The following is a 25,292-nucleotide window of genomic DNA, read 5'->3' on the forward strand; positions in this document are numbered from 1 at the left end:
GTTGTTGTGCACGTAGTGTGGAGCAAGAATAGTAATGAATCCCTGTATACAATGTGGTGCCTGCTGCGCCACGTTTCGTGTATCGTTTTACTGGGCAGAATCTGACCCGTTTACCGGTGGTAGCGTACCGCCGGAACTGACTGAAAAGATCTCCCCTTCCCTGGTCGCAATGAAGGGCACAAACCAACCATCTCCGCGGTGTGTGGCCCTGGAAGGTGACATAGGTGGCAATATCGGCTGCTCTATTTATGAAAAACGCTCGTCCACCTGCAGAGAGTTTGATTACGGCACCGTAGACTGTATGAAAGCCAGGATGAAACACGGTATCACCGGCGATATTATCCCCTTTGTTGCGGCCTGAGAATTCACACCGCAAAAAAGATACAAAAAAAGCGGGCAATGCCCGCTTTTTAGTTTTCTGAACAAATTATTTATGCATTTTCAGCTGGCTGTGCGGCCGCCTGTGCTGCTTCACCGGTAATTTGCATGCTGGCAATCGGATTCGCCGTGTCGTTAGACAGTTCAACCAGACGGTTCAGCTGACCCAGTGACATCATCACTGCATACAGTGCACCCAGGAAACCTTGCTTATGCAATTCCAGTACTTTCTCTTCCGGCAGTTCCATCAGACGTTTTTCGTTGATGCTGTACATACCGGTCACGTTGCGCTGCTGACCGTCTTTGTAAGTCAGGCGAATTTGAATGGCGTCCAGTAATTCCAGTTCAACCACTTTCTGAATGAAGCGTTGAGTCAGCATTTCACTGTTTGCCAGGTCACCTAAGAATTTCTGACGGTTATCAAGAAACTCAGAAGGAGAACCGTCTTCTTTAAATAACGGCTGACCTTCTTCTTTACCTACCAGTTCACTTTCTTCATCAATGTAAACGCCCAGCTTTTCACCTTCAGGACGAACATCGAAAGGATAACGCAGAATGTTCATTGGTACGTGAGGACCTTTCCACTTGTCTGTCGCCAGGAAAAGGTTCTGATTTTGTTCCATACCCAGCATGGCAACAGTGTGATAACGGTCGCTGTTAGGATCCTGAATAAATACGATTGGCATAGTAGACGCCAGTTGCGCGTATTCGCGGATAGACGCTGCAGATAAGTGTGTATTTTTTGCGAAAGCAAACGCGTTGTTCACCGCTATTTTTACATCTTTATGTTTTTCTTTATTCAGCGGGGTGTAGTTAATCGCCATAATTCTGTTCTCATTACGTTTATTGGTGGTAATCAACAAATGGAATTCGCCAGGGGAATTGCCCTATTGGTGAAAGCCTGCAGTCCCTGCGTACGCGACCACTAACAACTCTGGTCAATGGACTCACCAAACACAGATTAGGAGAGGATTACCACGAAGATTATTCTTGTAGCCTGCCACCGCATTCAATTGCCGGTAACAGGTCGACAGGCAGTATCCCGTATTTAAAGCGGGAAGTCACGCCCTGAAAACCATATCAAAATTTAAACTTTTATTACAAGCTTCTTTCGTTGACGTAACAACCCGGGATAAGCATTTCATTTTACCTGTTATTTCAGTGCATTTAGCTGGCGCAACGGGTGTGATGATTGTAGGCAATTTAAATATTTCGTAGGCTACATGATCACGATTGCTTAAGTTACCCGTTGCCGGAACGCTTGCAATTCACGAACACACACAACACAGATAATAATGAACGAAGGAAAATCCATGGGACGTTTAACTAAAAAGCCATTGTCGCTTCTCATACCGGCACTGTTACTGACCGGCAGCTATGCTGCACAGGCAGAATCCATTCCCCCGGTTTCTGCAGAAGCTGAGGCTATCGCACAGGAAACCATCATTGTGGATGGTCACATTGATGTTCCTTACCGCGTACACGCAAAATGGGAAGACGTGAGCGTTGCGACAGAAGGCGGCGACTTTGATTATCCCCGCGCGAAAAAAGGTGGTCTGACAGCACCGTTCATGTCTATTTATGTGCCGGCCAGCCTGGATAATTCCGACGAGTCTACAGCAGTTGCCCACCAGCTTATCGATCTGGTTGAAGCCATGGTCTACCGTTCACCGGAGAAATTTGCCATCGCAAAATCCGTGGCGGATGTAAAAGCCCAGTTTAAGAAAGGACTCATTTCTTTGCCCATGGGTATGGAAAACGGTTCACCGGTTCAGGGAAGCCTGGAAAATCTGAAAACGTTTTATGAGCGCGGTATCCGCTACATTACGCTGGCCCACTCGCTGTCTAACCATATATCTGACTCATCCTATGACCTGCGCCGTCAATGGCATGGCCTGAGCCCGTTCGGTAAGGAACTGGTAGCTGAAATGAACAACTTGGGGATCATGGTGGATATCTCTCATGTCTCCGATGATGCTTTTTATCAGGCAATTGAAATCAGCAAGGTACCGGTGATCGCTTCACACTCTTCTCTGCGTAAATACACGCCGGGATTTGAGCGTAATATGAACGACGATATGGTGAAAAAGCTGGGTGAAAATGGCGGCGTGATCATGATTAACTTTGGTTCCAGCTTTGTTTCAAAAGAAACCCAGGACTGGCGGAATAATCTGACTAAGCAGAAAAACAAACTTATCAAAGAAATGGGTGAAGACAGTGCAGAAGTCGCTGCTTTTGATGAAAAGTACCGCAAGGAAAACCCCTATCCGTATTCTACGCTGAGTCAGGTGCTGGACCACATTGACCATGTCGTAGAATTGATTGGTATTGACCATGTGGGTATCGGCTCAGATTTTGATGGTGTGGGTGATTCTCTGCCAACCGGTCTGAAAGATGTTTCCACCTACCCGAATCTGGTTCAGGGTATGCTGGATCGTGGCTACAGCCGCAAAGATATCGAAAAAGTACTCAGCGGCAACCTGCTTCGGGTATGGTCTGAAGTCGAAAAATACGCTGCAGCACACTAAGTTCTGATTGCAACTCATCACAGTGCCACGTTCTGTGGCACTGTCTCCCTTGCCATAATAAAACAGACGGCGTAATCTCTGATTATCTCAAACATCAGATAAAACGGAACTGATGTCATGGACGATATCATTTTAAACTTTATATTATCTGCGCTGACAGGCTTGCTTCTTATCCCGGTAAGACTCGTGACACAATCGGACTTTTACCTTACCTGCGCATTGTTCATAACAGCCAGTATCAGCCCGATACTTTTCCCCCTTGATACAGAGTACGGCAGAAACCTTAGTTTTTTCATCACTGCCATTTCAGGCCTGATATTTCAGTATCTCACTGGCCATTTATTAAAGCAAAAATCACAACTCTGACAGGCGGCAGTCTGCGGTAAACTGCACTGCTACAGCCAGACCATTTCTTACCGCTTTAACTTCAAATCGCCCGGCAGCATGATGCAAAGTGAGCCCTTCTGCCACATCGTCGCTCAGATGCTTTCTGATAAAGGCATCCAGTGTGATGTTTTTTGTTTCTCCCAGGTCCAGACCATATGCATGGCTTATCTCATGCACTCTTGCCGCGCCTTTCAGCACTAACTCTCCGGATTTAAAAGCCGACGGTTCCAACTGCGAAGTGTGGGAGAAAATACAATCGATGAAGGGCCGTAGTCCCGGACGGATAAGAATAAAGATATAATCCCCCGGCAGTAACAACGTTGATCCCCTTGGCGGAAAAACCGCATCACCACGGGTTATCATTGCCACCACCGCACCTTCAGGCAGTGCCAGTTCAGCCAGCGTCCGGTTAACAGCTTTGGCGGAATCTCCCAGCGTGTACTGAACAATGTCAGCGTTAACTTCGCCCAGAGCACTGATTTCCAGGGTGGCAGCCGGTGTTACCGGTGCCTTTTCAATCAGCTTCAGTTTCTTTGCCATCCACGGCAATGTTGAACCCTGCAAGGTAGCCGAAATCAATACAACGAAGAACACCACATTGAAAATGAGATAGGCCTGGGGAATTTCGAACAACAACGGAAAAATAGCCAGAATAATCGGCACCGATCCGCGAAGCCCCACCCATGATACCAACCCGATTTCCCGCTTGTTGAACCCAGCAAAGGCCAGAAACGGAGCAACCGCCAGCGGACGGGCGACGAAGATAAGAACAGCTGCAATGAGTAGTCCTTCCAGCCAGACCTTGAGGAGCGATGCAGGATTCACGAGCAATCCCAACATAACAAACATGCCGATTTGGCTGAGCCAGGCCAGACCGTCGTGAAACATAAAGGTAGCCCGTTTTAGTACAAACCGGCTATTACCGATAAAGACTCCGGCGATGAAAGTTGCCAGAAACCCACTCCCGCCCAGACTGGCAGATATACCAAACGTAAGAAAACCGCATATTGCGACAAGAACAGGATAAAGCCCTGCTGCACTCAGTGTGATACGGTTGATGAGTTTTACTGCAGCCCAGCCTACGCCAAGCCCGACAAAGGTACCAATGCCCATTTGCTGAATAAACAGCTGCGCCAGATCCCACCCCGGCTTCATCTGACTGGTGAGCAGCTCAAGTATGCCCACGGTAAGGAAAATCGCCATGGGATCGTTGGAAGCACTTTCAATTTCCAGCGTAGCTTTCAGGCGCGGACTGATATGCACACCGGCGTTCCGCAAAATAGAGAATACTGCGGCAGCATCGGTAGAACCGACGATAGCCCCGATAAGCAATCCCACCATAGGTGGTACACCCAGAATAAAGGCTGCTGCGTAACCGGTTATCCCAGCCGTTATGGCTACTCCGAAGGTGGCCAGAAATGAAGCCGGTTTCCACACCAGCTTGATAGAAGAAAAAGAAGTTTGCAGCCCGCCATCGAAGAGGATCATAGCCAGCGCCAGTGTACCCAGCGCATGTGCTGTGCTGGCATCATCGAATGCCAGTCCCAGTCCGTCTTCTCCTGCCAGCATGCCTACCAGTAAGAACAGTACCAGCAGAGGTAAACCCAGCCTTGGGGACAGTTTGCTGGACAGAATACCGACAAACAGCAATACAGCCGCTATAAGGATCTGGTAATCGATGGCGAACATAGGTTTCCTTTTTACAGGTTATTTCCGTTTCAGTAAGAGTCTGCAAGTTACCTGAAGTTGCAGACTCTGTTCGTGGCGACGCTCAGGGTATGTGCGCCAGTGATTCTCTCACCTCCTCTGCGGTGGGGCGCAGTTGCTTTAACCCTTTCTTTTCACGCCGCTTTCCAAGGTAATACAAAATAGGCGATGCTATAAAAATAGAGGAACTGGTACCAATTACGATGCCAAAAAGCATGGGTAGCGCAAAACTCGCGACAGACGCCCCGCCGGCCAGCCCCATAGGCAATAAAGCCAGAAATGTAGTCATTGATGTGAACAATGTTCTGGACAAGGTCGCAGAGATACTGCGGTTAAGTACTTCAATAATGGGTTTATCCGGTGTAGCCCGGAATCCTTCCCGGATGCGGTCGAACACCACGACCTTATCATTGATAGAATAGCCGATGAGGGCCAGCAATGCTGCTACTGCCGTGAGGTTAAATTCCAGTCCGGTGAGCGCAAAGAAACCGATGGTCTTTGTCAGATCAAGCGCAATCGTCGCCGTTGCTGCCAGTGCAAAATGTGATTCAAACCGCAACCACAAATACAGCAGAATTCCCCCTCCGGCAATTAGCACAGCCAGCACAGAAGCATCAGCAAAACCGCCGCTGACCTTCGCACCAACCATGTCCACACGGGGGAAGGTTGCCTGGTCATCCAGTGTGGTTACTGCAGATTTCACCTGATAAACCTGCTGACTTTGCAATGCAGCCTGTTCAACCGGAGTGTCCGCTGTTGCCTGAGGGACGCGGATAAGATAATCACCTTCTCTGCCAAACTCCTGAATGCTGGCGCCTTCAATGTTGCCGTCTGTCAGAGCATTGCGCAGTTGTTCCACCTGCACGTTATGGCTTTTCACTTCCACCAGTGTGCCACCGGTGAAATCAACGCCATAATGTAATCCCGGGCTGAAAAACAGCACCACGGAAGCCACCGACAATACAGCAGACGTAATTAAGCCTGCCACACGGCCTTTCAGGAAGTTCAGCGGCCTCTTATCTGTCCGCGACAACCAGCGGAATCCCGGGAAATGGAGTATGTCTCTTTCACGGCGTCTGATAGCAAACAACATTAACAGGCGGGTTACCGCAATGGCCGTGAACATGGACGTAAACAGGCCAATTCCGATAGTAATCGCAAAACCTTTTACCGGCCCGCTGCCAAACATAAATAGCAGACTCACGGCAATCAGGGTTGTCAGGCTGGAATCAAGAATGGTTGACCAGGCTTTGTCAAAACCGGCGCGGATTGCCGCCCCGGCGACACGCCCTTTCAAAGACTCTTCTTTGATACGTTCGTTTATCAGAATATTGGCATCTACTGCCATACCCAGAGTAAGAATGATGCCCGCGATTCCGGGTAACGTAAGTGTGGCCCTGAATAAACTCAGCACGCCAAAAAGCAGCCCCATGTTAATCATCAGGCTTACACAGGCAATCGCCCCCCAGCGCCGGTAGAGTGCCGTCATGAACACCAGTACCAGTGCAGCACCGGCAAGTCCTGTACTCAGACCCATCTTAATAGCATCACTACCGAGATCAGGACCAACCGTCCGCTCTTCAATCACAGTCAGGGGCACAGGCAGCGCACCGGCACGTAACATCAGTGCCAGATCTTTAGCTTCATCCGGTGTGAAATTACCACTAATCTGGCCGCCCGATGCGCCAATCACTGCCCGTATTACCGGTGCGGTGATCACTTTGCCATCCAGAACGACTGCCAGCGGCTCACCAATATGCGTGCGGGTCATAGCAGCAAAAATATTGCCGCCGGTACTGTCGAGCTTAAAAGTCACCACTGGGTTTCCTGTGTCAGGATCGAAAGCTAGCCTTGCATCAGTTATGTGCTCACCTTCCATCGCAACCCGCTTTTCCAGGCGGTATTGCTGACCGTCCATATCCTGCATTATCACGGTACTGCCACGACTGCTATCCGTGACTACCCAGTGAAATTCCATTTGCGCGGTTGTTCCAAGTAACTCCCTGATACGTGACGGGTCTGTAACGCCCGGCATCTGTACCAGCACGCCATCGTTACCCTGCCGTGAAATGCCGGGGTCGACCAATCCGGTCTCATCCATACGGCGGCGTACCACTTCCACGCTGCGCTCCAGCGCATCACTGACCAGGCTCTCCTTAAACGACTCTGACAGACTGACTGTGAGCAGGTTATCGTTTTGCTCAATGGTGAGCTGCGGCTCGCCCTGCCCCGTTGTACGGTAAGCAAAGGCAAGCTCACGGGCCTGCTGAAATTGCCCGCCGGCCCCTGATATCGATAATCGCAGGGTATTGTCAGAAGCAGACAGAACCTGATAGCGGATCCCCGCTTCCCGTAAATCCTTAGTGAGACTTTCTTTCATGCCGGTAAAGGCTTTATCAAACAGTGGCTGTGTATCAGCGGCCAGCAATAAATGGGAACCGCCCTGTAAATCAAGACCTAAAGATAACTGATTTTGGGTATACCAGCCGGGTAATTGTTGTTGCCATGACGGCGGTAAAATATTGGGCATTGCGCTCAAAAGGCCGAGCACAATCACGAGTGCGGTCATCACGCCCCGTGCAGAAAATGGTTTCATAATTGTCCTTCAAAAATTGTAAACAGGGCCAGAGGCCCGTAAATATCAAAAATGAAGGATTAAGGAGACGCCCTGGCTGGAGGGCGCGAAAAAACAGGCTGTGCAGGCCGGGCAGCCAGCTCAGAAAAACCGGTGGCGACACTATGCAGCACCCGGTAAACGCCGGCGAGTTTCAGTTCAGCGCCGGTAAACAGCAGCGGTTCCGGACGATCGCCGGAATGAGATTGGGGCTGCAGATATCGCGTGATCAGACCTTCTGAACGGCCTGATGCTAGTGCGGCGTGTTCAGAGCTTTGCAGGCTGTCTGACTGGGCATGGGCCTGCCGCTCTGCACCGTTCCCCGAGGTAAACGCAATCAACAGCCACAACAAAAAGAAGACCAGTTTCACTGAAGGTCCTCTGTCGTTATTGTCTGTTTCAATTTCCTGCGTCAACAAGGATATAGCTTCCGGTTAGCGGACAAACCTTAATGCCGGTCTGTCTTTGCGGTTCACCCGATATGGTGGCGATATCCGTATTTTCAATGGCCGCATTGCCATTAGCCGGCCACTAAATTGCCATTAGCCGGCCACTAAAAAAACGGATAGTAAGCAAAACCACCTACACATAATCTATCAGATCAACGCCGAAGAAGTTATCGATGGCGCATTGCCACTTACCTTCTGCATTTTTTCTGAATACATAAATGGCTTTTTTCACATTGCAGTCCACCGAGCCGGTTGCATTCAGGTACAGCTTGCTTATGACCAGCGCAGTGTCACCGGCTTCAATGACAACCTCGTCGCCCTGCGAGACGATATGTTCAGGCATATACCGTTGTTTAAAAGCTCTGAGGGCACGCTGCAGATCAGAGCGTGAGGATACCCGAGGTTTATCAACCAGAAAGGCGTCTTCACAATACAGGGTTTGTAATGCAGTTAAGTCGTTATTATTAACTGCATCGTGCATGGCATGTAATTGCCGGGTTACCGGGTGAGTCATGGCTGTCGTCTCCGTATTTTGTTAAAACCACGAAGACGAAAACAAAAAACCCGCCTTCGCGGCGGGTTTTCTTCAGTTCATTTACGTACTAACGAACCCGCCAATTGCTGAGAATAGCGAGTAGAATAATGAGTGCAGATTGTGGCTTGCCTGATTGTGACAAAGTTTGAAAAATCATGTTGACCAGTTTGCAATGTTAGTTCGTAGCGATAATGGAGTTAAATTAATCAATCCCGGGCACTGTGTCAATCAATTAACCGGCTTTCTGTGCCGCTTCATCCATAAAGCTGCCCAGCATCATAATCATCTGGCGAAAAAGCGGATTAGCGCCGGGAGCCGCACAGGGATCACGTAAATCCACACCGGATTTATCGAAATGCATATCACTGAGCATTTTCCTATTCACCACCACATCGGCATGGCATAATTTATAACTCTCATCGATGATAAAAAAGGTATTGGTTTTCGTGGTTGCCCGCGACATTAAATCTTCAATACCGGTAATAGGCGTAGTGGTGTCTGCCTGAGAATGTGCGGCAAATACCGGTACGTCTATAGTTTTCCCCTGTTCAAACAGGTCTCTCACATCATCAATCACTTCCATCAGTTCAAGTCCGGAAAAACTGGCAATGGTGGGATATTTATACGGATTCGGCCCCTTTGTTTCATAGTGACCGTCAAGAAACCTGGCGACCCACTGAATTCCCCATATCCCGGATAACCGCTCTACGCCGCTGTCGAGTGCCAGAGCACCGGAAAATAACATCAGGCCGTCAATGTTGTCAGGGTGATGCAAATAATGCTGAACAGAGAGCGCGCCGCCGGTGGAAAAGCCGCCCAGATAAACGTGCTTACCAAGTTGCGGTGCCAGCGCCATGACATCACTCAGGTGTGCACCCCAGCGTTCTGCCAGATTGCTGTCGCTCATTTCATCGCTGGCATCCAGTTGGCCGTGTCCTACGTTTAAAGGCACAATAACGTTGTAACCTTTGTCGTGCAGCGCCCGTGCAATGCCAGACATATAAAACGGCGAATCGCTCAATCCGTGAAGCAGAACAACCACTGTATCGACAGGTTTACCGTGATGCAGAATATACGGCGCATTACCATCGTTGCGAAGAGCAGGAGAACACACACTGAAACGCTGAAATGTGGGGTTCATGCATGCCCTGATCTGGCCGAAACGTTCTTCATAGAGATGACTGAATGAATCAAACGCTTCATCCATTGCATTATTCTGCCCGAAACTGACTGTGCTGAATGCCAGCAGAAACAAACTCAACAGGGATGTTTTTACCACTCCCTTCTCCTTATTTGCGGGTATAGTTTTCAATAACACCATGTGTTGGCATATTAACAGATATAACTTTAATTAGAATGATTTACACGGGCGAACCGCGGATTTCCAAGTCCTGCAGCCCGTTTGTCGCCACCGGCCACCTGGTCTGACAGGTATATTTTTTTATTCTTAAATATCGTGAGGCATGCGGCGCACACCGTTTGTTTTGACTAGTATCCTGATTACCGGTAAGCCATGGCATCTCCGCCGCTTACCCGAAAATGTACTGTTGAAAAAGGCAAAGCGGTGCGAAAGCCCGTGACGCAAAGCCTCCGGTCTGCCATCTGATTACAGATAATGATAGCGGGGTTACCGAACAAGCATAGTCCTTAATCCGGCTCATGTTCACTTTTTCAGTCACATTCGTTAACCGTTTATCCGTGATGACGGATCAAAAGTTGAGGAACGAACGATGATCGTTTTGGTTGGTGGCGAGAAAGGCGGCAGTGGCAAAAGCTGCCTTGCACAAAATATCGCTGTTTATCTGAGAACTGAAAAAAATGCCAGTGTACTGATGGTCGACTGCGATCCGCAGCGCACTACTTCAGACTGGATTCAGGAACGCAAAGCTAATGATAAATTGCCGTCGATTAACTGCGTGCAGTTGTACGGCAAGATCCGCAACGAATTACTGAGCCTGCGCGAGCACTACGATTACGTAGTCATTGACTGTGGCGGACAGGATAACCTTGCGCTGCGCTCCTCGATGGCAGTGGCTGACCACATTCTTATTCCGTTACGTCCCAAACGGCGGGATCTGAAAACGGTTCCCCATATGGAAGATATTCTTTCAACCTGCAAAATGGTGAATCCCGACATGAATGCTGCTTTTGTAATTACCCAGTGCCCTTCTCTGCCTTCGCTGGGCAGCAGGATCCTGGAAGCAAAAGATGTCTGTCGTTCATTTGAAGTACCGGTACTGGACTCAGTGACATACAGCCGCAATATGTATGACGATTCTGAAGAGTCTGGACAGTCAGTCATGGAAAGTGAGCCGGACGGAAAAGCATCAGCAGAAATTCGCAATATCATTGAAGAACTTCTGTCGCGGAGAGAGGGGAAATCTTATGAGTCTGTGCAGCCTCAAAAAATCCACGCCGTCAGCTAAACCTGTTGAGCCGGTGAGCGTTGATGAATTTATTGACGACGCACTGGCCTACGCAGCAGGTAACCATGTTATCAGGCAGGTCTATCCGGCAACGGACTCTGCTAACAAAGACAACATTACGCCTTGCGGTCCCATGCGACGTGCTACATTTACATTATCTGAAGACGCAATTGAGAAACTTGGAAAGTTGTCGGCAGAAACAGGGATCTGCCGTTCCAGACTCATCAGAATATGGATAGAAAATCAAAGCAGTGAAGACATCAGGCCTTTACTGACAAATAAAACACCCTGACAGACATACCACAAGGTGGCGGCCGGGCGCAGGCGTTTGCATGGAATGCAAAGCGCGCCAATACGCAACAACGGGAGCACGGTGTCACTGTGCTCCCCGGTTTTACTTTTTCTGAACAGGATGAAGATGAAAAGTTATCTGTCAGGCAGTTTGATTACACTGCTTGGATTATTTCCCTCGCTGCTTAGTGCCCAGGGTACGGTCAGACAGGAAGATTTGCAGGCTGCCCCCCCCAGCCGGGAAACCACCGTCGCCCGGTTTATTGCTCACCAGACTGCCGATAATGACATCGCCCCCCGTCTGGACGTGCTGCCTCCGGCCTTTTTCAACTCTGTTGACGAAACCATCGCCAGACTGGAACACCAGATGGACACGGAGCAGGCGATCTACTTTGAGAAGCTGAAAGCCAAAGTGGAGATGGAACGTCAGGCAAGGGATTTCGAGATTCAGGAGAAAAACCGCACTGTTGAACTGGCTCAGGTGCGTCAGCATAACCTGGAAAGTATGTTATCGCTGGGTAGCCTGGTGTCCCTGTTACTATTTCTTTTTTTGCTGTGGAGCCGTTATAACCAGTACCGGCAAAATCAGCGGCTGGCACTGGAAGTCCGCAACCGGACCACTGAGCTGGAGCAGAAAAATCAACAGCTGGAAGAAGCTTATCATGCGCTGGAGCAGGTCAGCATGCGTGATGCACTCACAGGCTTGTATAACCGCAACTTCCTCTCAGCTCAATTGCCGGGTGAGATCAGCCGGGTGCAACATCACTACGCCAGTCTTAATGATGAGACCTTTCCGCCAAATCATGACTTACTCTGCTTTTTAATTGATATAGACCACTTTAAGCAAATCAATGATGAGTACGGTCACCTTGCCGGTGACCGCTTCCTGGTGCAATTCACCGGTATATTAAAAGAAGTGTTCAGGCAGACAGATTTGCTTATCCGCTGGGGTGGCGAAGAATTTCTGGCGGTGTGCCGCAACGCTAACCGTAATGATATGGTGGAACTGGCTGACAGACTTATTGAGGCGGTGCGTCAGAAGCGTTTTCACTTACCAGATGATGTGGTGATCAACGCCACTTGCAGCGTGGGGTTTTGTGCAATGCCTCTGTGTCCCAGAAATCCTTATGAAATGGACTGGGTAAAAACCTTCGCGGTGATGGATTATTGTCTGTACGCAGCAAAAATATCCCAAAGAGACTGTTGGGTGGGCGCCATTGAAGCCTGCAAAGAAAGCGACAATGTTCTGCCGCCCTCTCCGCTGGAAGGGAAGTTCTCACTCACTGATGTGCAGATAAAAACGTCCCTGAACAACCTGGCCAGTATTGAGTGGCCAATGGAATAACCGGCGGGAGTTACACGCCGGTTTTAATGTCTTCCATATGGTATTTGTCGATAAGAGAATACAGGGTCGGCCTGGTCACACCCAGTAACTCTGCAGTCTTTGACATATTTTTATCGGCTGTCTGATAGGCCCGTCTGATAGCACGGCTTTCCGCCATCTCACGGACTTCCCGTAAATTCAGCGTTTCCGGCTCGTTGTCTCCCCGTGGTGCCATAAGGCCCAAATCTTCAGCCTGCACCACAGAGCCTTCAGCCATAATGACGGCAGATTTCAGCTTATTCTGCATTTCACGGATATTGCCGGGCCATTTATGATTCAACATGGCCTGGATGGCGGTATCAGAGAAGCTCTTGGCTTTAGCACCGAACTCTTCCCGGTATGTATTCAGGAATGTACGGGCCAGCAGAATGATGTCCTGGTCGCGCTCACGCAGTGGCGGAATAAAGATAGGGATCTCGCCCACACGATAATATAAATCCTCACGGAAGGTTTCGTCTGCCACCATCTGTTGCAAATCCCGGTGGGTTGCACAGATCACGCGGATATCCACCGGAATTTCTGTTCGCCCGCCAACCCGTTCAATCACCCGCTCCTGCAGGAAACGAAGCATTTTAGCTTGCAGGCCAATAGGCATATCACCGATTTCATCAAGAAACAGTGTACCGCCCTGAGCCGTTTCGATTTTACCCAGAGTCGTTTTATTAGCCCCGGTAAATGCACCTTTTTCGTAGCCGAATAATTCACTTTCCAGCAAGTTTTCAGGAATCGACGCACAGTTAATCGCGACAAAAGGCTTGTCTTTACGGGGGCTGTGTTCGTGAATACTTCTGGCAAACACTTCTTTACCGGTACCACTTTCGCCCTGTAATAACGTACTGATATCGGTGCCGGCAATTTTCTCGGCCTTGCGCATAACAACCTGAATTGCCTCAGAATTACCGATAATACGTCCCATGGCAGGACGGGCTTTCGCCAGAATGCGGTTCTGATGTTCCAGATTAGCCAGATTCAGGGCGCGGTTGACCAGCAGCTTGATAGTATCGGAATCAATTGGCTTCTGATAAAAATCGTAAGCCCCGAGATCAATCGCTTTCAGTGCATTCTCTTTATCGTTATTGCCGGTGACAACAATCACTTTGGTCCGCGGTGCCAGAGCCATGATTTCTTCAAGGGTTTTCAGCCCCTCAGAGGCATTAGCAGGATCAGGTGGCAGACCCAGGTCCAGAGTCACTACTTTGGGCTCATGACGACGTAACTGGGCAATCGCAGAGGTTCTGTCATCTGCAAATACCACGTTGTAGTCAGTAAAGCTCCATTTTAACTGTTTCTGGATGCCGAGATCGTCATCGACAACAAGAATCGTATCCGTCATTCGCACGTTTCCATTAGTAAATATGAATTATGGGAAATGAAATCTGTTAATCCAGCGGGAACACCAGGGTAAAACAACTTCCCTTTCCTGTTTCGCTTTCTACCGACAATTTGCCGCCAATAGACTGCATATAATTTTTTGCGTCATAGGCACCGATACCCATGCCCGCGTTACCTTTTGTGGTATCAAACGGCTTAAACAACCGTTGTTCAATAAATGCTTCATCCATGCCACAGCCATTGTCTTCAATCCGCACAATCTGGCGCTGACCGGCCAGGTCACTTTCCAGCGTTATACGGACAAAACCGTCATCGCCGGTGGCTTGCTGTGCATTACTGATTAGATGGTACATCACATTACTGAATTTCTCAGGATCGACCACTACCTTTTCTTCACTTTCCACCACCAGTTCAGGTACTGGTTTAAGTGACTGACAACGGGTTTCTATCAGCTTACCGGTTAAATCAGAGAGTGTGTGCGCTGAGAACACGCCGGGCTCATCGACCTTTTTCTCGGTGAGCTGACGCAGCATTTTATCCATGCGCGCTTTAGTATAATGCAGGGTTTCAAAGGTATCTTCAATAAACTCAGGGTTATGTTTGTGTTGTTCGGCATTACACAAAATGAGGTCGATTTGCGCCATCACATTTTTTAAATCGTGAAGTACAAACGCTGACATCCGGTTGAAAGCAGCAAATTGTGCGTTCTCTGCCACGGCATTGGCGGCTTCATGGTGTAGTAAGTATGTACCAACCTGTTCAGTCACAGCGTTAAGATAATCGCGGACTTCCCAGTTCAGTGTCAGTGCCTCACTGTCTTTTGTTTTTAGCAGGGCAAAGCCCCATATTTGTTCTGAATTTAACAGTGGCAGTGCCAGTTGAAAGCGACAACCTTTCAGCGCCTCTCTGTCCAGCAGCAAGCCATTGTACTCAAAGGGCTTTGATGCATACTCATCCACATCAACCAGCCAGTTGGTTTGCTGACAGAATGGCATAAGTTGCTTGAGGATCTTAATTTCGTCTGCCGATATTCCTTCGCTGTTTACACTGGCCACCACGTCAAAATCGATACCCGTGGCTTTCACCAGTGTGCCGTTTTCATAGTTGATGGCACCCAGCACCCCCCGCAATGCATTGCCATAAACATCCGGCGCTGCACCGGCTTCTGACGAAGACAGAGCCTGAGTCAGCTTCACCCACTCAACCCGGTAATCAAACTGGTTGGCAAAGAAGTGCTTGGTGATGAATACTTTTATCCGCGTACGGAAACTGTTAGACAGGACCATTGTGATGAGCAGTGCCAGAGACAGTACCACCAGCACGGTCTGAATCGTGGAACTCCAGTTACCGCCGATGTAATTCACCACATACCCGGCCAGTGCCATTACCAGCAAATAGATACCGGCCACCAGCAGCAAGGAGCTGTGCAGCACCACTTCACGGGAGATAAAGATATCGACGCCCCAATGCTTGATACGGCGGATAGCTACCACCAGTAGCGGCATCATCAGTAAATAGATATACCCTCTTGATACCACGTAGACCAACTCGATTTTTGTGACCATAGTGGCATTGGCGTACATCACAAATTCGAACAGGTGCATGGCGCCAAGGTAGAGCACCAGCGGTTTATACGCCCACTGATTCTCACCTGCCTGCCTGAATAAAACTTCAAGCAGAATAAGTACTTCCAGTGATAACACGGTAAGAAAGAGAAACTGCCAGGAGTGAGGAATTGTAGAAATAAAGGGAAGAAATAACGCCAGCACCGGCGGCGTGAGGATCACCATCGTCGCCGGCCTGCGCAGCACCTGCCAGAGATTATTGAAGTTATCCTGCAGACAGCCGGCAATGAATAACAACCACACCATTTGCTTGAGGGTGTCTGCTATCAGCAAATGCGGGCCGGAAACCGGACCGGTAAGCCTGGTGACGAAACTGAGTGACCACACCATGGTTGCCATCGTGGCAAGCACCAGCAAGTGCTTCGCCAGACCTGATTTACGGACTGTGAATAACAACAGCAGCAGAACCAGATAGCCTGCTGCATTCAGGCCGTAACCAATATCTGAAATCATAACTTCCCTATTTCCGGCAACTTATTGCTTTTGGATGACTAAACTTCCGATGGAGTATCCGGCACCGAAAGAACACAGTACGCCCACATCACCGGACTGAAGATCCTGATGATGCAGTGCAAATGCGATGACTGAGCCCGCTGATGCCGTATTCGCGTAACGGTCGAGTACGATTGGCGCTTCATCTGCCGTAGCATCCCGCCCTAACAGACGCTTAGCAATTAGCAGGTTCATGTTGATATTGGCCTGGTGCAACCACCAGCGGCGTACATCTGCCGGCGTAAAACTGTGACTGGCAAGGTGTGCCTCAATATGGTCAGCAGCCATCGGGCATACTTCTTTAAATACTTTACGGCCGGCCTGGTGAAATAATTTGTCTTCACCGTAGGGGTCAACATCGTGAGCGCGGCTGATGTAGCCAAAGTTCGAACGGATGTTATTTGAAAACGACGTCACCGCTTTTGTGCTCAGCACCGAAAATACATGGTCGCTGTTCGCGGTGTCTTCGCTTTCTACCACCGTGGCCGTTGCCACATCACCAAAAATAAAGTGACTGTCACGGTCGGTGTAATTTACCTGAGGTGACACCAGTTCAGGATTGATAACCAGCACGGCACGGGCGTTGCCGGATGCCACCATTTCCCATGCGCGGTGCATGCCAAATGTGGCCGCTGAGCAGGCAACCAGCATATCAAAACCGAAACCTTTAATACCCAGCTGGTTTTGCACTTCGATAGCAATGGCAGGATAAGCCCGTTGTGTATAAGCACATGATACGATCACCGCATCGATGTCTTCCGGTGATTTATTCGCCGCTGCCAGCGCCTTCTTCGCTGCCTCCAGGGCAATTTCCCCCTGATGGGACAACTCTTCGTCCTGTCGCTCAGGAATGACCGGGCGCATGCGTTCAACATCCAGCGCGCCTTCTTTACGGTAGATGTAGCGTTGCTTTATACCGGACGCTTTTTCAATGAACTCTGCACTGGAATGAGGTTTGGCAGCAACAGTGCCGGCATCAATTTGTGCCGCGTTTTCTGCATTAAACTTGTCTGCGTAGGCGTTGTAGCTGGCGACGAGTTCTTCGTTAGTGATTACGTGTTCAGGTGTCCACAGGCCGACACCACTGATAACAACTTTTTTAGTCATGAATAACTCTCTCGTTTTTTCGTAGCTTAGCCGTTTGAGACCCAAAAGTCATCGGACTTCTGACAAACAAAAAAGCCTGAATGCTAATGCATTCAGGCTTTCTGAAGAGGTATAAAGAGGCAGAAGTTTTATTTAGCAGTTACCTGCCACAGTGAGACTGAGCCACTGACTTCGTTACCCACTACAAGTAAAGCTTCACCGGTAGGGCTGTCTTCCGGACTGATAAATACCAGACTTTCCGGCGCCAGATCACCAATACTGTCATCAGCCGTCAGCCCTTCCGTCAAATCACGGTTTATCACGTATTCAGAGAAGCTGACATCGTACGGGTTCGTGATGTCGTAAACAAAAATGCCACCCATGCGCTCAGTACCGATAAAGGCATAAGTGCGATCGCCCAGTGAACCGGTGGTAATGGCTTCCGGCTCAGGCCCTTTATTTTCGGAGCGGCTGTCGCCTTCATTTTCATCATCGCCGTTATTAAACGCCGCACCGTGTACAGAGGCGGTGATACGTTCAAAATCATCACCTGAATCAAATACAACCTGACCGTTCTGATCCCAGATAGTGAAAGAACGTGCGCCATACGTATATGCTGCATCATATTCACCGTCACCATCGGCATCGCCCATACCCAGCGTCACCCGCAGGTCATCTGCTTCACCGTTTGCCTGCAACATGGCCAGCTCTGAATTTGTTGCGGCAGTGAGATCTTCGACTTTAACTTCATCGGTGTAGGCCAGACAGTCACCGTCGTCAAACTCCAGACCTCCGGCAGCCAGACAGGATGCTTCATCATCTGCACTGAAAATGTACTCACGGGCATCACCTTCGTTTGCAGTCAGCAGGAAAGTTGCCCCCTTCCACGTAGTTCTGGTGATTGTGTCCGGCATATAAACGCCATACAGGCCTTCGTACTGACCAAAGCTGACTTCACCATTTTCCTGCACGTCAATTTGGTACTGACTCCAGTCTTTGACGCCCAGTCCGATAATGCTGATAGTCATGGCTTCCAGATCAACCACGGCGACACCGTTATTTTCCTGCAAGGTAACGTAAGCAACAGAATCGGTGGCTGTGATGTACTCAGGCTCTAAATCCATAGCGACTGTGGTGTTAATGGCAACACCATTTATAGTACGGCCGGACGGATTAGGGAACTGCATGCCCATGGCTTCAAGCTCTGCCTGCTGGCCGTTGAAGCTTTCAAATGTAAGGGTTGTTGCAGTGTCTGCCGGGACACCGTCTGTGACAGTGATAACACTTACAGAACCTTCAGGGTCAATGGTGTAATCATCTGACGGTTCGCCCTCGTTCGCAGTGAGTACCTTTGTACCATCCGGAGTGAAAACAACATTATCAGGCAGGTTGCCAACTTCAACAGCGGAAAGGAAAGCCGGCTCGCCGGCATCAAGGCCGTTGTAGAAAAGTACAAAGCCGTTTTCAGCTTTTTCATCTGCGGGAATAGCGACAGCCAGCAAATCGCCGGACACCGCAATACTGGTAAGGCCGGCCAGCGCAGTACCGTCTGCTTCAACAGGTAATTCGATTGATGTGTTTGTGAGGTTGGTAGAGGTAACCGGCGCTTCCAGGGCATCTCCGGTGAGTTCTGCAATGCTGATCACAGAGATGGTATCTGATTCACCGTTAGTTGCATAAACGGTTTGTGTACCCGCATGATACTGTACAATTTCAGCAGCACCGGCCCCGCCAACAACTGCACGGCCCACAACTTCCAGTGCGACGCCTGTTGTGGCGTCCTGACCATCACTCCCGGTTTCGCCCTGTTCACCCTGAAGGCCCTGTGCACCGTCGGCACCGTCATCGCCATCTAAACTACACCCTGTCAGAGCGGCAGATACCACCAACGCCAGTAATCCCAGTTTGAATTTATTTTGCATCAACATGCTGTTTCCTTTAGAAGTTATTATTGAAATACGTCGCATGCGGCTGCGTGTGCATACAACAAAATTTCAATAACCTAAGGAAACGGTGTGACAGCAATAAGTCAGGGAGATGACGAATTTATGTCATCTTATCTCCCCTTCATTTGTTGTCTGAACACTTTCCCACAACAAAGCTGAACCGTTGCTTAACAATAAAAACTCTTTCGCTTACCGCTTCGTAGTTAACCTTTGCCAGTGGCTTTTTAACAGGCACTTAATTAGTATTAAGCAACGAAAAAACGCAGAAGAGGGACACAAATGAAACAACGGATGAAGGTGCTCGCAGTGGCGGGACTGGCAAGTGTGCTTAGCGCATGTGCTACATCCCCGACCGGGCGCAACCAGGTGTTGTTGTACTCTGAAACACAAATGGCCGAAATGGGCGGTCAGGCGTTTTCAAGTATGAAAGAGGAACTGAAGGTTTCCAGTAAACAGGTAGAAAATACCTACGTTCAGTGTGTTGCAAAATCGCTGACGCCGCTGGTACCGGACTCGGTGTTTAACGGTGAATGGGAAGTGGTGGTTTTTCAGGATGACCAGGTCAACGCCTTTGCATTGCCCGGTGGTAAAATCGGTGTTTATACCGGCTTGCTCAATGTGGCGAAAACCCAGTCCCAGTTAGCAGCCGTTATCGGACACGAAATCGGCCATGTTATTGCTCACCATGGTAACGAGCGTATGTCGACTTCCACACTGACAAACCTGGGTACACAAGCCGTAGCAACGGCAATTGAAGCAAAACAGGTAGCATACAGCGGTGCGATTATGGCGGCTATTGGCATGGGTTCACAGGTTGCGATTACGCTGCCCTTCTCCCGTGCCCACGAGTCTGAAGCCGATCTTATCGGCTTGGCACTGATGGCGCAGGCGGGCTTCGATCCCAGGGAGTCAGTAGAGTTATGGAAGAACATGGATGCCGCCAGCAATGGTCAGCGTCCGGTAGAAATTCTTTCCACTCACCCTGCCCCGCAAAGCCGTATTGAAAACTTGCAGGCCAATATGCAGGCTGCCATGGCGGATTATCAGGGAACAGCTAAACGCCCTTCCTGTAAGTAGCTGCCAACCACAGTGAAGGTGTCAGGAGTCGACCCGACTGGCACTAATAAAAAACCCCCTTTCGAAAAAGGGGGTTTTTAGTATCAGTGTTAAGTACTCAGGATACTAAACAGAATTATGCTGATTCTTTCGCAGATACTGTTTTGTCAGCTTCTTTGAAAAAGTGCACATCCATTTGCGGATAAGGAATAGAAATACCTTCCGCGTCAAAACGCAATTTCACCGCTTCAGTAAAGTCCAGGCGTACGGCCAGGTTATCGGCGGCAGCCACCCACGGACGAACAGTAAAGTTAACGGAACTGTCACCTAATTCAGCCACGCCGATTAAGCAGGCTGGTTCTTTCATAATACGGGTTTCTTCATCTACCAGTTCCTGCAAAATGCGCTTGGCTTTCAGCAGATCATCATCGTAGCCGATGCCGAACGTCATATCACAACGACGGGTGTCTTTTGCAGAGTAGTTAGTGATGTTGTCGCTGTAAATCTTACCGTTCGGAATAGTGATTTCTTTGTTATCCAGGGACGTCATCACAGTGTGGAAAATACCAATCTTCTGAACGACACCGGCAGTACCTGCGGCTTCAACATAGTTGCCTTGTTTGAACGGCTTGAATACCAGCAACATAACGCCGGCTGCGAAATTCTTCAGAGAATCCTGCAGAGATAAACCGATCGCTAAACCGGCTGCACCCACAATAGCAACAAGAGAGGTGGTATCCACGCCCAGTTGGTCAAGTGATGCCACAATAACGAACAACATCAGTATTGCAGAGACAATCGACTCTACAAAATTGATTAGCATTTCGTCGTATTTGGATTTTGCCATCACACGACGGAATACAGACAGCAGTATACCGACAATGATTCGTCCAATAACGAAGATCGCAATTGCCATAGCGATGTTGATCGCCCAGGGAATAGCGTATGTATTAATATACCGTTCAATATCTGAAGCAGTAAACATTGATAAAGTTTCTTCCATTTCTGTTTCCTTTGTTAATGCGCGAATCGTTGCACAGTGCGGGGGATACGATAGCAATATTGCGGTAGATCACGCAATGCCCCTGGTCTGCTTTCTGCCTTATACAATGGTATAAATTCAGATGATGAAACACTTATAAGCTGACGATAATATTTCTGTCATCGCATCAACGTAAAGTTTGCAGTGCGTGAAAAAAACAGCGCGATGAATGCTCGACAACGTGTTTCTTTAACCAACTGATTTTAGTGCTAATAACAAAATTGAATAAATCCGGCATCGGGAAAGGCTGGAAATTCGCAGATTTTAGTCTATATTCAGTCATCACTTTTCGGCTTACAAGCCGCTCAGTGGCAGGAAATACGAACCAGAATACCGGAAGAAAGTGACTTCTTTCGTATGGATTTACAACATCAGGATCCGATGTTGGATGTAAGACGTAATGACGTATCTGGTTATTTAGCTATCGCCAAGTACCGGTTTGCTAAACTAAGGGATTTTAAAATGTTCTTTCTATCTGTTCTTTTTGTGATTGTTCTCTTCATTCTGGGTTTTGCCCTCACCTCTGACAAAGGTAAAAATACTGTTCACGCCCGAAAGAGCGGTGCTGCGACGGATTTAAGTAACATTTCCAAAGAAACCCGTCCGAACAGTGTTCAGGTTAACTAAATTCCCCCGCTTACTGCGGTGCAGACATTGCGTCTGCACCCGCAAACTCGCTATCATATAACGCTTATAAAACTGAAGTTATAGTGATATCACCATGCGAATCCCGCGCCTGTACCACCCCGGTAATATTCCTCTGGACGAAGAGTTCCTGCTTAATGATGACGCTGCACACCACGTAGCCACTGTGTTGCGACTCAAAGCGAATCATCCCGTTGTGCTGTTTAACGGCGATGGTAATGAGTACAGTGCCCAGATTATCGCAGTGAACCGCAAACAGGTTGTCATTGAAGCTGACGCCTGCCTGACCATCGGTAAAGAGTCACCTCTTCCAATTCATCTGGGTCAGGGTGTGTCGAAAGGCGACCGCATGGATACTGTTTTACAGAAAAGTGTCGAGCTGGGTGTTACTGAAATCACACCGGTACTGACACAACGATGTGCAGTGAAGCTGGATGAAAAGCGCTGGGAAAAGAAAATTCAGCAATGGCAAAAAATCATCACCGGTGCTTGTGAGCAATGCGGACGTAATGTGGTTCCGGTACTCAATGCGCCGGTAACACTGAATCAATGGCTGGCGAGTCCGACTCAGGCTGTTCGTTTAACATTAGCCCCGGGCGCAGATTCACCACTGGTAAAAACGCCCTATTCATCAAAAGGCTATCGTTTGCTTATCGGACCGGAAGGTGGTTTGTCTGAGCAGGAAATTCATCAGGCAAATGAAAGCGGCTATACCTCTGTCAGTCTGGGCCCGCGCATATTAAGAACAGAAACAGCAGCTCTTGCTGCCATTACTATTCTACAGTCCCAGCATGGAGACTTATAAACGTCATACTTGTTTTGTATGCTAAAACAGGTTAAAAAATAACTAAGCCAGAAAAACAATAAAAAGCTTATGTATCTCGTACATTCCGCCGGTAATCCGGCCATCGCCTCCGGCAGGTTGAATTTAGATCAGGTCTACAGTGCCTGTCTTGAACGTATTCTCGACGGTCAGCCTCTGGCAAAAGTGGTGACCTTCTACTTACAATTTCTGGAACAGCACACCACCAGTTTCCGTTTTGCAGTCATGCAGGTTGTACCGCAAACCGGCAGCTTATCCCTGTTAGCCGCCCCTTCTCTGCCTGAGCATTTTATTCGCGCCATTCACGAAATGAAACTGTGTGAAAAGGAAGGCGCTTGCGGGCCGGCGGCCGTAACAGGCCAGCCCTTTTTCATCGATAACATTGCAGCCCATCCGAACTGGAAGGACTTTTCACCGGAAATGGCAGAAGTCGGGATCACCAGTTGCTGGTCATTCCCGCTGATCCGTGAAAATAAATGTATCGGGACTCTGGCGGTCACCGGCGGTCAGAAGCAAACTCCGGATCCCCACACCATTGCCCACTATCAGGCCGTAGCGGTAAACCTGAGTAAAATTTTTGCTTACTGTGATTATCAGCAAGGAAAAAACAGCGCCAACTGGATCTTACAAAAGCAGGTTTCTCAGCAGCAGGAAGAAAATAAGTATTTAAAAGAAACCGCTGAAAAACTGGCCCTGAAAATGACAGAGGCCGAACATATTCTTGCCAGTTGCCCGCTCCCTAAAACCTTCCGCCCTATGGCATCGGGTTTAATCAAAGAAACAGAAGCGTTACTGGCTGTGGTAAAGACGACTTTTTCCTTTCAAAAAGTGATTACCGCTCAGAACAAAAGAAATGTGAGTTTAAAACAGCTCTCCCGTAAAGAACTGAATCAATTTTATAATGCATTAAACCGCTCAACCGGAGCCGGTTCAGACATGCTTGGCGAAGCGGTTCGCAGACTGGATGAATTATCCGGTTACATCAGCCTTATCACTCACAATCCGGTAAAGCAGATTTCACTGGCGAAAGCCACCGGCACCATGCTTTCTGTCATAGCCAGCGCAGCGAAGCATATTGATATTAAAGCCTGTATCGACATAGACCCGGACTGTACTTCCACCATTGCTGCCGGCACGTTTACACAAATACTCAACGAACTGATTTTAAACGTGTGCCATCACAGCTACCCTAACCGTAACGAAGGAAAAATCTGGCTTTCCGCATCAAAAACAAGCTATGGCAATTACCCGATGATCAGGTACATTGTTGAAGATGAAGGACAGGCCATTCCGCGCACTACGATTCACAATGCCATGCGGCCGGCAGCAGCCACTCTGCTCAGACGGCATTCGGCACCGGGTGGTCTGGCATTGTGCTATCAACAAATTACCGCGGGTCTTGGCGGAACCATGCAAATCGTGCAGCGCCAGTCGGGCGGCAACAAGATAATCTTCACTTTTCCGGAACAAACCGCCGGCTAACGCGGTGTAGCACGATGATTACCTGCGAAAAGGTGTTGATTTTAGCAATATCAACGCCATAGTAGAGGTATTACCCCGTTTACATAAAAGAGAATCACCCGATGAGCTATTCAGTCGGCTTTGTGATGGACCCTATCTCGTCTGTCAAACCCCATAAAGACACCAGCTTTGCCATGATGCTGGAAGCGCAGAAACGCGGCGCGACCCTGTTGTATATGGAAATGAGCGATCTTTATCTGGATAACGGCAAGCCAATGGCCTCCGTGCGTAAAGTTACCGTACGGGACCAGGCACAGGATTTCTATTCATTGTCGCCCCGCGAGACCATGGCACTGGCAGATATCAATGTTCTGCTGATGAGAAAAGACCCGCCTTTCGACAGTGAATTTCTGTATGCCACACAAATGCTGTCTTTAGCGGAAGCCGGAGGCGCGCTGGTAGTCAATAATCCTCAGGCGCTGCGGGATTACAATGAAAAGTTATTTACTTCCTGGTTCCCGGATTTAATTCCGGCTACACGGGTAACACGCAATCCTCAGCTGGTAAGAGATTTCCACGCAGAACATCAGGATATAATCTGTAAGCCGCTGGACGGTATGGGCGGCGCATCGATTTTCAGGGTAAAACCCGATGGTAATAACCTGGGCGTCATCATTGAGACCCTGACCAAAAACGGGACCCAACAGATGATGGTGCAGGAATATCTGCCGGCCATTAAAGAGGGTGACAAACGGGTTCTGATTGTAGACGGTGAAGTGATGCCCTATTGTCTGGCGCGCTTACCCACGAAGGGAGAAACCCGTGGTAATCTGGCAGCCGGCGGTACCGGGCGTCCCCAGGCAGTCAGTGAGTCTGATAGAGCACTGGCGAACGCGATTGCGCCCGTACTGAAAGAGCACCGCATTTTGTTTGTTGGTCTGGATGTGATTGGCGATCGTATTACAGAGATAAATATCACCAGCCCCACCTGTGTCCGTGAAATTGAAGCCCATTTCGATTTCAGTATTATGGGTAAATTGTTTGATGCCATAGAAACTAAACTGGCAGCTTTGAGGTAACGTTGA

At 48.9% G+C, this 25,292-nt stretch carries 21 protein-coding genes and 1 riboswitch; of the genes, 10 read left to right on the forward strand and 11 right to left on the reverse strand.

Features of this window, described 5'->3' with window-relative positions; translation table 11 throughout:
• The first annotated feature begins 34 nt into the window (after positions 1 to 34).
• On the forward strand, positions 35 to 361 hold the full coding sequence (locus ACXAH4_RS14320) for a YkgJ family cysteine cluster protein (protein WP_474882358.1): 327 nt from the start codon (positions 35 to 37) through the stop codon (positions 359 to 361).
• 70 nt (positions 362 to 431) lie between these two features.
• Here the strand turns inward: ACXAH4_RS14320 and ACXAH4_RS14325 are convergent, their stop codons facing one another.
• Entirely contained in the window at positions 432 to 1,202 is a 771-nt protein-coding gene (locus ACXAH4_RS14325) for a SapC family protein (protein ID WP_119503449.1), read from the reverse strand.
• Between the two features lie 489 nt (positions 1,203 to 1,691).
• Between ACXAH4_RS14325 and ACXAH4_RS14330 the strand changes: the two genes are divergently transcribed.
• Entirely contained in the window at positions 1,692 to 2,906 is a 1,215-nt protein-coding gene (locus tag ACXAH4_RS14330) for a dipeptidase (RefSeq protein ID WP_474882360.1), read from the forward strand.
• A 354-nt stretch (positions 2,907 to 3,260) separates the two neighbouring features.
• Here ACXAH4_RS14330 and ACXAH4_RS14335 read toward each other — a convergent pair whose 3' ends face one another.
• From ACXAH4_RS14335 to ACXAH4_RS14355, 5 genes are all read right to left on the reverse strand, one after another.
• Entirely contained in the window at positions 3,261 to 4,982 is a 1,722-nt protein-coding gene (locus tag ACXAH4_RS14335) for a potassium/proton antiporter (RefSeq protein ID WP_474882361.1), read from the reverse strand.
• A gap of 82 nt (positions 4,983 to 5,064) precedes the next feature.
• Entirely contained in the window at positions 5,065 to 7,596 is a 2,532-nt protein-coding gene (gene secD / locus ACXAH4_RS14340) for a protein translocase subunit SecD (RefSeq protein WP_474882363.1), read from the reverse strand.
• A 59-nt stretch (positions 7,597 to 7,655) separates the two neighbouring features.
• A complete protein-coding gene (locus ACXAH4_RS14345; RefSeq protein WP_474867039.1) occupies positions 7,656 to 8,033 on the reverse strand; it encodes a hypothetical protein in 378 nt (125 codons plus the stop codon).
• A 163-nt stretch (positions 8,034 to 8,196) separates the two neighbouring features.
• Positions 8,197 to 8,577, reverse strand: a complete 381-nt coding sequence (locus tag ACXAH4_RS14350; RefSeq protein ID WP_474867041.1) for a YybH family protein — start codon at positions 8,575 to 8,577, stop codon at positions 8,197 to 8,199.
• A gap of 253 nt (positions 8,578 to 8,830) precedes the next feature.
• A complete protein-coding gene (locus tag ACXAH4_RS14355; RefSeq protein WP_474882365.1) occupies positions 8,831 to 9,877 on the reverse strand; it encodes an alpha/beta hydrolase in 1,047 nt (348 codons plus the stop codon).
• A gap of 266 nt (positions 9,878 to 10,143) precedes the next feature.
• A riboswitch (cyclic di-GMP riboswitch) is annotated at positions 10,144 to 10,233 on the forward strand.
• A gap of 95 nt (positions 10,234 to 10,328) precedes the next feature.
• Here ACXAH4_RS14355 and ACXAH4_RS14360 point away from each other — a divergent pair.
• From ACXAH4_RS14360 to ACXAH4_RS14370, 3 genes are all read left to right on the forward strand, one after another.
• Complete coding sequence (locus ACXAH4_RS14360; protein ID WP_119502210.1) at positions 10,329 to 11,024, forward strand: AAA family ATPase; 696 nt, start codon at positions 10,329 to 10,331, stop codon at positions 11,022 to 11,024.
• Entirely contained in the window at positions 10,984 to 11,316 is a 333-nt protein-coding gene (locus ACXAH4_RS14365) for a replication protein RepA (RefSeq protein WP_474847647.1), read from the forward strand. Before ACXAH4_RS14360 ends, ACXAH4_RS14365 begins: the two co-directional genes overlap by 41 nt.
• Positions 11,317 to 11,442: 126 nt before the next feature.
• Positions 11,443 to 12,660, forward strand: coding sequence for a GGDEF domain-containing protein (locus tag ACXAH4_RS14370; RefSeq protein ID WP_474842981.1), 1,218 nt, complete (start codon positions 11,443 to 11,445; stop codon positions 12,658 to 12,660).
• A 10-nt stretch (positions 12,661 to 12,670) separates the two neighbouring features.
• Here the strand turns inward: ACXAH4_RS14370 and prsR are convergent, their stop codons facing one another.
• The 4 genes from prsR to ACXAH4_RS14390 all read right to left on the reverse strand — a co-directional run bounded on the left by prsR (position 12,671) and on the right by ACXAH4_RS14390 (position 19,162).
• On the reverse strand, positions 12,671 to 14,032 hold the full coding sequence (gene prsR, locus ACXAH4_RS14375) for a PEP-CTERM-box response regulator transcription factor (protein ID WP_474842983.1): 1,362 nt from the start codon (positions 14,030 to 14,032) through the stop codon (positions 12,671 to 12,673).
• Positions 14,033 to 14,078: 46 nt separating this feature from the next.
• Positions 14,079 to 16,109: an XrtA/PEP-CTERM system histidine kinase PrsK gene (gene prsK / locus ACXAH4_RS14380; protein ID WP_474842985.1), complete on the reverse strand. Its 2,031-nt coding sequence runs from the start codon at positions 16,107 to 16,109 to the stop codon at positions 14,079 to 14,081.
• 21 nt (positions 16,110 to 16,130) lie between these two features.
• A complete protein-coding gene (locus ACXAH4_RS14385) occupies positions 16,131 to 17,255 on the reverse strand; it encodes a beta-ketoacyl-ACP synthase III (protein ID WP_119502215.1) in 1,125 nt (374 codons plus the stop codon).
• A gap of 128 nt (positions 17,256 to 17,383) precedes the next feature.
• A complete protein-coding gene (locus ACXAH4_RS14390; RefSeq protein WP_474882366.1) occupies positions 17,384 to 19,162 on the reverse strand; it encodes a choice-of-anchor I family protein in 1,779 nt (592 codons plus the stop codon).
• A 297-nt stretch (positions 19,163 to 19,459) separates the two neighbouring features.
• On the opposite strand from ACXAH4_RS14390, the gene ACXAH4_RS14395 reads away from it, so the two are divergent.
• Entirely contained in the window at positions 19,460 to 20,257 is a 798-nt protein-coding gene (locus ACXAH4_RS14395; protein WP_474882368.1) for a M48 family metallopeptidase, read from the forward strand.
• A gap of 115 nt (positions 20,258 to 20,372) precedes the next feature.
• On the opposite strand, the gene ACXAH4_RS14400 is transcribed toward ACXAH4_RS14395, so the two are convergent.
• Positions 20,373 to 21,239 carry a mechanosensitive ion channel family protein gene (locus ACXAH4_RS14400; protein WP_474847639.1) on the reverse strand — a complete coding sequence of 289 codons (867 nt, stop codon included), beginning with the start codon at positions 21,237 to 21,239 and terminating at the stop codon, positions 20,373 to 20,375.
• A 396-nt stretch (positions 21,240 to 21,635) separates the two neighbouring features.
• On the opposite strand from ACXAH4_RS14400, the gene ACXAH4_RS14405 reads away from it, so the two are divergent.
• The 4 genes from ACXAH4_RS14405 (at position 21,636) to gshB (ending at position 25,286) form a co-directional block, all read left to right on the forward strand.
• A complete protein-coding gene (locus ACXAH4_RS14405) occupies positions 21,636 to 21,905 on the forward strand; it encodes a hypothetical protein (protein WP_474842994.1) in 270 nt (89 codons plus the stop codon).
• Positions 21,906 to 21,999: 94 nt separating this feature from the next.
• Positions 22,000 to 22,728, forward strand: a complete 729-nt coding sequence (locus tag ACXAH4_RS14410; protein ID WP_474847637.1) for a 16S rRNA (uracil(1498)-N(3))-methyltransferase — start codon at positions 22,000 to 22,002, stop codon at positions 22,726 to 22,728.
• A 69-nt stretch (positions 22,729 to 22,797) separates the two neighbouring features.
• Positions 22,798 to 24,228 carry a sensor histidine kinase gene (locus tag ACXAH4_RS14415; protein WP_474842997.1) on the forward strand — a complete coding sequence of 477 codons (1,431 nt, stop codon included), beginning with the start codon at positions 22,798 to 22,800 and terminating at the stop codon, positions 24,226 to 24,228.
• Between the two features lie 101 nt (positions 24,229 to 24,329).
• Positions 24,330 to 25,286 (forward strand): glutathione synthase, encoded by a 957-nt coding sequence (gshB, locus tag ACXAH4_RS14420; protein ID WP_474847633.1) that lies wholly within the window; start codon positions 24,330 to 24,332, stop codon positions 25,284 to 25,286.
• Positions 25,287 to 25,292: the final 6 nt, after the last annotated feature.

This window comes from Alteromonas sp. ABV2_168 (genome assembly GCF_056161165.1).

Excerpts from the sequence above, each read along its gene's own strand:
- ACXAH4_RS14390 (WP_474882366.1), bottom strand. The coding sequence starts at position 19,162 with ATGTTGATGCAAAATAAATTCAAACTGGGATTACTGGCGTTGGTGGTA.
- ACXAH4_RS14395 (WP_474882368.1), top strand. The coding sequence starts at position 19,460 with ATGAAACAACGGATGAAGGTGCTCGCAGTGGCGGGACTGGCAAGTGTG.
- ACXAH4_RS14325 (WP_119503449.1), bottom strand. The coding sequence starts at position 1,202 with ATGGCGATTAACTACACCCCGCTGAATAAAGAAAAACATAAAGATGTA.
- ACXAH4_RS14405 (WP_474842994.1), top strand. The coding sequence starts at position 21,636 with ATGGATTTACAACATCAGGATCCGATGTTGGATGTAAGACGTAATGAC.
- ACXAH4_RS14360 (WP_119502210.1), top strand. The coding sequence starts at position 10,329 with ATGATCGTTTTGGTTGGTGGCGAGAAAGGCGGCAGTGGCAAAAGCTGC.
- ACXAH4_RS14320 (WP_474882358.1), top strand. The coding sequence starts at position 35 with ATGAATCCCTGTATACAATGTGGTGCCTGCTGCGCCACGTTTCGTGTA.
- gshB (WP_474847633.1), top strand. The coding sequence starts at position 24,330 with ATGAGCTATTCAGTCGGCTTTGTGATGGACCCTATCTCGTCTGTCAAA.
- ACXAH4_RS14370 (WP_474842981.1), top strand. The coding sequence starts at position 11,443 with ATGAAAAGTTATCTGTCAGGCAGTTTGATTACACTGCTTGGATTATTT.
- ACXAH4_RS14350 (WP_474867041.1), bottom strand. The coding sequence starts at position 8,577 with ATGACTCACCCGGTAACCCGGCAATTACATGCCATGCACGATGCAGTT.
- secD (WP_474882363.1), bottom strand. The coding sequence starts at position 7,596 with ATGAAACCATTTTCTGCACGGGGCGTGATGACCGCACTCGTGATTGTG.
- ACXAH4_RS14335 (WP_474882361.1), bottom strand. The coding sequence starts at position 4,982 with ATGTTCGCCATCGATTACCAGATCCTTATAGCGGCTGTATTGCTGTTT.
- ACXAH4_RS14400 (WP_474847639.1), bottom strand. The coding sequence starts at position 21,239 with ATGGAAGAAACTTTATCAATGTTTACTGCTTCAGATATTGAACGGTAT.
- ACXAH4_RS14410 (WP_474847637.1), top strand. The coding sequence starts at position 22,000 with ATGCGAATCCCGCGCCTGTACCACCCCGGTAATATTCCTCTGGACGAA.
- ACXAH4_RS14330 (WP_474882360.1), top strand. The coding sequence starts at position 1,692 with ATGGGACGTTTAACTAAAAAGCCATTGTCGCTTCTCATACCGGCACTG.
- prsK (WP_474842985.1), bottom strand. The coding sequence starts at position 16,109 with ATGATTTCAGATATTGGTTACGGCCTGAATGCAGCAGGCTATCTGGTT.
- ACXAH4_RS14385 (WP_119502215.1), bottom strand. The coding sequence starts at position 17,255 with ATGACTAAAAAAGTTGTTATCAGTGGTGTCGGCCTGTGGACACCTGAA.
- prsR (WP_474842983.1), bottom strand. The coding sequence starts at position 14,032 with ATGACGGATACGATTCTTGTTGTCGATGACGATCTCGGCATCCAGAAA.
- ACXAH4_RS14415 (WP_474842997.1), top strand. The coding sequence starts at position 22,798 with ATGTATCTCGTACATTCCGCCGGTAATCCGGCCATCGCCTCCGGCAGG.
- ACXAH4_RS14365 (WP_474847647.1), top strand. The coding sequence starts at position 10,984 with ATGAGTCTGTGCAGCCTCAAAAAATCCACGCCGTCAGCTAAACCTGTT.